Source organism: Sphingomonas elodea ATCC 31461 (genome assembly GCF_000226955.1).
In the GTDB taxonomy this organism is placed as follows: Bacteria; Pseudomonadota; Alphaproteobacteria; order Sphingomonadales; family Sphingomonadaceae; genus Sphingomonas; species Sphingomonas elodea.
In genome coordinates this window covers 55499-61614 of the sequence record NZ_AGFU01000017.1, presented here as the reverse complement: position 1 = coordinate 61614, position 6116 = coordinate 55499, and the positions used below count along the sequence as shown (strand labels likewise).

The 6116-nt window shown below is 68.2% G+C and carries 7 protein-coding genes; 4 read left to right on the top strand and 3 right to left on the bottom strand.

Annotated elements, in window-relative coordinates; translation table 11 throughout:
- Positions 1 to 1052, bottom strand: a 1052-nt coding sequence (locus KK7_RS0106635; RefSeq protein WP_010543857.1) for an NAD(P)/FAD-dependent oxidoreductase, incomplete at its 3' end; no start/stop codon positions are given.
- Between the two features lie 131 nt (positions 1053 to 1183).
- Here KK7_RS0106635 and KK7_RS0106630 point away from each other — a divergent pair.
- From KK7_RS0106630 to moaB, 3 genes are read left to right on the top strand one after another with little or no spacing between them, the layout of a single operon-like run.
- Positions 1184 to 1906, top strand: a complete 723-nt coding sequence (locus KK7_RS0106630; RefSeq protein WP_010543856.1) for a uracil-DNA glycosylase family protein — start codon at positions 1184 to 1186, stop codon at positions 1904 to 1906.
- Positions 1903 to 3816 carry a lytic transglycosylase domain-containing protein gene (locus KK7_RS0106625; protein WP_010543855.1) on the top strand — a complete coding sequence of 638 codons (1914 nt, stop codon included), beginning with the start codon at positions 1903 to 1905 and terminating at the stop codon, positions 3814 to 3816. Before KK7_RS0106630 ends, KK7_RS0106625 begins: the two co-directional genes overlap by 4 nt.
- Positions 3806 to 4333: a molybdenum cofactor biosynthesis protein B gene (moaB, locus tag KK7_RS0106620; protein WP_010543854.1), complete on the top strand. Its 528-nt coding sequence runs from the start codon at positions 3806 to 3808 to the stop codon at positions 4331 to 4333. Before KK7_RS0106625 ends, moaB begins: the two co-directional genes overlap by 11 nt.
- A gap of 115 nt (positions 4334 to 4448) precedes the next feature.
- On the opposite strand, the gene KK7_RS0106615 is transcribed toward moaB, so the two are convergent.
- On the bottom strand, positions 4449 to 4784 hold the full coding sequence (locus KK7_RS0106615; protein WP_010543853.1) for a VOC family protein: 336 nt from the start codon (positions 4782 to 4784) through the stop codon (positions 4449 to 4451).
- Between the two features lie 57 nt (positions 4785 to 4841).
- On the opposite strand from KK7_RS0106615, the gene KK7_RS0106610 reads away from it, so the two are divergent.
- Entirely contained in the window at positions 4842 to 5912 is a 1071-nt protein-coding gene (locus tag KK7_RS0106610) for a PA0069 family radical SAM protein (protein WP_010543852.1), read from the top strand.
- Between the two features lie 6 nt (positions 5913 to 5918).
- Here KK7_RS0106610 and KK7_RS0106605 read toward each other — a convergent pair whose 3' ends face one another.
- The gene (locus KK7_RS0106605) at positions 5919 to 6104 is read right to left on the bottom strand and encodes a hypothetical protein (RefSeq protein ID WP_010543851.1); all 186 of its coding nucleotides are present in this window, start codon (positions 6102 to 6104) and stop codon (positions 5919 to 5921) included.
- Positions 6105 to 6116: the final 12 nt, after the last annotated feature.

Sequence of the window (6116 nt, the reverse complement as noted above, 5' to 3'; positions counted from 1 at the left end):
GCCGCCATCATCCCGCTCTTCATCGCGGTGTGGGTGCCCTTGATCCGCGGCACGTTGAGGAAGCCGGCGGAATCGCCGATCAGCGCGAGGCCCGGCGCGACCAGCTTGGGCACCGACTGCCAGCCGCCGTCCGAGATCGCGCGCGCGCCGTAGGAAACGCGCTTGGCGCCCTTGAGCAGCTCGGCGATCTCCGGATGGGTCTTCCAGCGCTGCATTTCCTGGAAGGGCGAGAGCCACGGGTTCTTGTAGCCCAGCCACACGACGAAGCCGATCGCGACCTGCCCGTCCGCCTGATGGTAGATGAACCCGCCACCGTTGCTGCCGTCGGTCAGCGGCCAGCCCTGGGTGTGGATCACCCGGCCCGGCACATGCTTGGCGGGATCCACGTCCCACAGTTCCTTGATGCCGATGCCATAGACCTGGGGCTGGCTCTCCGCATCCAGTTCGAACTGGCGGATCATCTGCTTCGAGAGGTGCCCGCGGCAGCCCTCGGACAGGAAGGTGTACTTCGCGTGGATCTCGAGGCCCGGCTGATAGTCGGGCTTGTGGCTGCCGTCCTTGGCGACGCCCATGTCGCCGGTGGCGACGCCCTTCACGCTGCCGTCCGCGTTGTAGAGGATCTCGGCCGCGGCGAAGCCGGGGAAGATCTCCACGCCCAGCTCGCCCGCCTTCTCGGCCAGCCAGCGGCAGAGATTGCCCAGACTGCCGGTATAGGTGCCCTTGTTGTGGAGATAGGGCGGCGTCAGGAACTCCGGATAGGCGGACTTGCCCTTCTCGCTCAGCACCCAGTGATGGTTCTCCGTCACCGGCGTCCGCGCCATCGGGCAGCCATCGTCGCGCCAGGTCGGCAGCAGCTCGTCGAGCGACCGGGGATCGACCACCGCACCCGAGAGGATATGGGCGCCGACTTCGGAGCCCTTTTCCAGGACGCACACCGAAAGCTCGGTGCCGGCCTCGTTCGCCAGCTGCTTGAGCCGGATCGCCGCGGAAAGACCGGCAGGCCCCGCGCCGACGATCACGACGTCATAGGGCATCGACTCCCGTTCGCTCATCCTTGTTCCCCTAAGTCCTTCGTACTAACACGGCCCTCGCGGCCACCTGTCGTCGCGTGCGCGCAACGTTCCGTCTATCCGGCGATGAAGCCAGATTGACCCCGCCGTCAACTGGGATTCAAAGAATGGGTATGGGGGCAGAACCAGACAATAGCTGGCACAAGTCGCTCGCGAGCGTGCTCGAATGGTGGGATTCCGCCGGGGTCGACATGCTCGTGGAAGACGATGTGCGCGACTGGTTCGCCAAGCCCGTCCCCCTCCGCGCGGAACCGCAGCCCGAGCCTGCCGTAGCGGCCGCGCCCGCCGCCCTGCCCCAGACGCTGCCCGAGCTGATCGCCTGGCGTACCGGAGACGCGGCGCCCGAGGCCAGCTGGCACACGCCCCTGATCGCGCCCGCGGTCGTAGCGGATCCGGCCTGGACGATTTTTGTCGACATGCCCGAGCCAGAGGACAGCGACACGCTTTGGAGCGGCCCGGCCGGCGCGCTGCTCGACCGAATGCTGGCCGCAGTAGGCCTTGCGCGCGACTCGGTACAGCTGGTGCCGCTCTGCTTCGCCCGGCCGTTCACCGGCCAAGTGCCGGCCGATGCCGCCCCGCAACTGGTCGAGCTCGCGGGCCAATTCCTGTCGCTGGTGCAGCCAAAGAAGCTGTTGCTGCTCGGCCATGCGGCGACCCGTGCCGTTCTCGGGCCCGAAGCCTGGCCGCCGGAACTTCGTTTGCACGACGTTAACCGCTACGAGACCACAACCCAGGTAGTGGCGACCTACCATCCGCGCTCGTTGATCGAGCGCCCGGCCGCCAAGAGCGAAACCTGGAAACATCTGTTGCTGCTGAGCCGGGGACCGAGCCTTTGACCTTGCGCATCCTGCTTGCCGCCACGCTGATGACGGCGCCGATCGCCACGCCGGCCCTGGCCGCATGGTCGGACGATACCAGCCCTGCCGCGATCGACGAGGATGCGCCCAGCCCAGCCCCTGCCCGGCGCGGCGGCAGCATTCCGCCGCAGCTCGATGCCGATCAGCGTGCCGATTATCGCTTCGTTTTCGATGCGATCCGTGCTGGTCGCTGGGCCGACGCGCAGATCAAGCTCGACTCGATGAAGCCGGGGCCGCTCCATGCGATTGCCCGTGCCCAACTCTATACCGCCAAGGGATCGCCGCGCGTCGAGGCATCTCAACTGGTCGCGTTGATCACCGAAGCGCCCGAACTGCCCCAGGCGGAACAGCTTGCCCGCCTCGCCAAGACACGCGGCGTCTCCGACCTGCCGACGCTGCCGGTGGCGCAACGGCTGATCTGGTTCGACGGCTCGCCGATCCGCAAACGCGCACGCTCGATCCGCAGCGACAATGCCGCGACGGAAGTCGCGATCCTGATCTCTCCCTATGTGAAAGCGGACAACGGCCCTGCCGCCGAGGCGGTGGTCGCGCGGTTCGCTGGAGATCTCACCCCAGACGCGCTGACCGAGTGGCAGCAGAAGGTCGCCTGGATCTATTACGTCGCCGGCGACGACGCCAATGCCCGCCGCATGGCCGCCAAGGCGGGCCAGGGCCTGGGCGAATGGGCCGCACAAGCGGACTGGGCCGACGGCCTCGCCGCCTGGCGCCAGCAGGATTGCGCCGGCGCCGCGGCAGCCTTTGAGCGCGTCGCCACGCGCGCGGGCGATACCGAACTCCGCTCCGCCGGACTGTATTGGGGCGCGCGCGCGGAAATGGCGTGCGGCCGCCCCGACCGGGTAGGAGCCAAGCTGCGCGCCGCCAGCCAATATGGCGAGACCTTCTACGGCCTGCTCGCCCGCTCCAGCCTCGGCATCGAGGAAAAGCGGCTCGAAGGCGACCGGCTGGTCAGCAAGGACTGGGCCGCGCTGGAGCGCCGCCCCAACATTCGAGTAGCCGCCGCGCTTGCCGAGATCGGCGAAACCTCGCTCGCCGACCAGGTGCTGCGCCACCAGGCCAAGTTCTGCACCCCCGACGATCACGGCGCGCTCACCCGACTCGCCGCCGAGCTGAGCCTGCCCCAGACCGAGCTTTGGCTCGCCCACAACGGCCCGGCCGGCGCCAAGCCGATCGTCGAGGCACGCTATCCGGTGCCGAACTGGTCGCCCGATGGCGGCTGGCGGGTCGATCGCTCGCTGGTGTTCGCCCACACGCTGCAGGAATCGAGCTTCCGTACCGAAGTCCGCAGCGCAGCCGGCGCGATGGGGCTGATGCAGGTCAAGACCGGCGCCGCCATCGATGTCGGTCGGCGGCGGGGCGTCACCTATGCCGCCAGCGACCTGACCAAGCCCTCGGTCAACATGGAGATCGGCCAGTCCTATCTCGAGCAGCTGCGCGACATGCCGCAGACGCAGGGCCTGCTGCCCAAGGTGATCGCGGCCTACAATGCCGGGCCGAGCCCGGTCGACGCCTGGAACCAGGCCTCGCGCGACGGCGGCGACCCGCTGCTCTATATCGAGAGCATCCCGTACTGGGAGACGCGCGGCTATGTGATGACGGTGCTGCGCAACTACTGGATGTACGAGCTTCACGACGGCAAGCCCTCGCCCAGCCGGGTAGCGCTGGCTGGCGGCATGTGGCCGCGCTTCCCGGGCATGGCGGGTACCAAGGCGGTCAAGCTGAAGACCCAGCGGGCGCCCGCGCTGACCTTCCCCGCGCCGCAGCCGGTAGAGCCGTCGCCGATCCAGCAGCAGTTCCAGCTGCCTGCCACGGGTGCCAACGTTACGATCAGCGCCACGAAACTGCCGAGCGAGGTCGCACGTGGCAATTGACGAGAGCATCGCCTTCCGCCCCGTCCGCATCGCCGTCCTCACCGTCTCCGATACCCGCACACTGGCCGACGACCGTTCGGGCGACCGGCTGGTCGAGCGGCTGACCGAGGCGGGCCACCTCCTGAGCGACCGGGTGCTCCTGCGCGACGATGTCGATGCGATCACCGCGCAGTTCGAAGCGTGGATCGCGGCGCCGGGGGTCGAGGTGATCCTCGCCACCGGTGGTACCGGCGTTACGGGCCGTGACGTGACCCCCGAGGCGCTCGCCCGCGTGTGGGACAAGGAGATCCCCGGCTTCGGCGAGCTGTTCCGCTGGCTGAGCTACGCCAAGATCGGCACCTCGACGATCCAGTCGCGCGCCACCGCCGGGGTCGCCCGCGGCACCTATATCTTCGCGCTGCCGGGGTCGACCGGGGCGGTGACCGACGCCTGGGACGGCATCCTCGCCAGCCAGCTCGACATTCGCCACAAGCCTTGCAACTTCGTAGAGCTGATGGGGCGGCTGCAGGAGCGGTAGGCTCCATGCTCGTCCCTGCCTTGGCCGTGCCCCTGCGAAAGCGGGGGCCCAGGGCTACGAGCAATGTCCTATCCGACCTTGGCCCCCTGCTTTCGCAGGGGCACAGGTACCTTGATCACCCCTCCATCACCCAGGCCGCCAGCTCATGCCCCTGCGGATCGCGGAAATGGAACCGCCGCCCGCCGGGGAAGCCGAAGATCGGAACCGTAACCACGCCGCCCGCGGCTTCCACCGCCGCCAGCGTCGCCTCCAGATCGTCGACCGCGATCACCGGCAGCAGCTGGGTGCGCCCCTGGGCGTCGCCGTCGAGCCCGACATCGGTGTCCCCACTCATCGTCGCCGCATAGCTCGGCCCGAAATCGGTGAACTGCCAGTCGAACACCCTGCCATAGAACGCCTTGAGCGCCGCCACGTCCCCTACCGGCAGCTCGAGATAGTTCAGTCGTGCCATCGCAATCCCCCCTTCAATGTTCTTGCTTCGTTCTATATCGTCCCGTAGGATCGGGCAATGGCAAAGAGTCGCCCGGTTCGCGGTGCCACGTTCAACGATGCGAGCGCCCGCTTCAACCTCCCCGCCCGCGAGGCGGACGGCGACTGGCTGGATGCGCAAGAGGCGATCGACGGCGCACCGCCGCCGCTACGCACCACCGTGACGGTGGAAACCCCGCGCACGATCATCAGCCGCAACCAGTCGCCCGACATCAGCTTCGAGCAATCGGTGAACCCCTATCGCGGCTGCGAGCATGGCTGCATCTACTGCTTCGCCCGGCCCAGCCACGCCTATCTGGACCTGTCGCCCGGACTCGATTTCGAGAGCCGGCTGTTCGTGAAGCCGACCGCGCCCGACCTGCTCCGGACCGAGCTCGGCAAGCGCGGCTATGTCTGCAAGCCGATCGCCTTCGGTACCAATACCGACCCCTATCAGCCCATCGAATCCACCTGGCGGGTCACCCGTAGCTGCCTGGAGCTGCTCGCCGAGTGCCGCCATCCGGTGACGATCACCACCAAGTCCGACCGGGTCGTCAAGGATCTCGACCTGCTCGCCTCCATGGCCGCACAGGGGCTGGCAGCGGTGATGATTTCGGTCACCTCGCTCGATCCGAAGATCGCAATGACGGTGGAGCCCCGCGCGCCGCACCCAGAGCGCCGACTGGCAGCGATCCGCACCCTCACCGATGCGGGCGTGCCGGTGTTCGTCTCGATGTCGCCGGTGATCCCGCATGTCACCGATCATGAGATGGAGCATATCCTCGAACGCGCGGCCGAAGCGGGCGCGCGCGGTGCCTTCTTCCTGCCGGTGCGGCTGCCCTGGGAAGTCGCCCCGCTGTTCCGGGCCTGGCTCGACGCGCATTTCCCCGATCGCGCGGGCAAGGTAATGGCCACGATCCAGTCGATCCGCGGCGGCCGGGACAATGATCCCGGCTTCTTCACCCGGATGCGCGGACAGGGTCCCTGGGCCGAACTTCTCCGGACCCGCTTCACCCGCTCCGTGAAGCGCTACGGGCTGGACGGCGAACGCATGCGGCTGCGCACAGACCTGTTCCGCCCGCCCGCCGGACCGCAGGGCGAGCTGTTCTGAAACGGGCTACGTCGCACTTCGGCCGCGCGCCGCAGCCCAGGAGAACGTGGCGCCCGCGATACTGATCGCCACCGCCGCGCCGGTGAAGAGCCAGCTGTGCAGCCGATCACGGGCACAGGCGGCCTGAAGCACAAAGATGGCAGCAAGCAGCACGTTGCTGGCGGCCAGCATATAGGCGGAACGTCCGGGCATGTGCGCGATGCT

Excerpts from the sequence above, each read along its gene's own strand:
- KK7_RS0106630 (WP_010543856.1), top strand. The coding sequence starts at position 1,184 with ATGGGGGCAGAACCAGACAATAGCTGGCACAAGTCGCTCGCGAGCGTG.
- KK7_RS0106615 (WP_010543853.1), bottom strand. The coding sequence starts at position 4,784 with ATGGCACGACTGAACTATCTCGAGCTGCCGGTAGGGGACGTGGCGGCG.
- KK7_RS0106610 (WP_010543852.1), top strand. The coding sequence starts at position 4,842 with ATGGCAAAGAGTCGCCCGGTTCGCGGTGCCACGTTCAACGATGCGAGC.
- KK7_RS0106605 (WP_010543851.1), bottom strand. The coding sequence starts at position 6,104 with ATGCCCGGACGTTCCGCCTATATGCTGGCCGCCAGCAACGTGCTGCTT.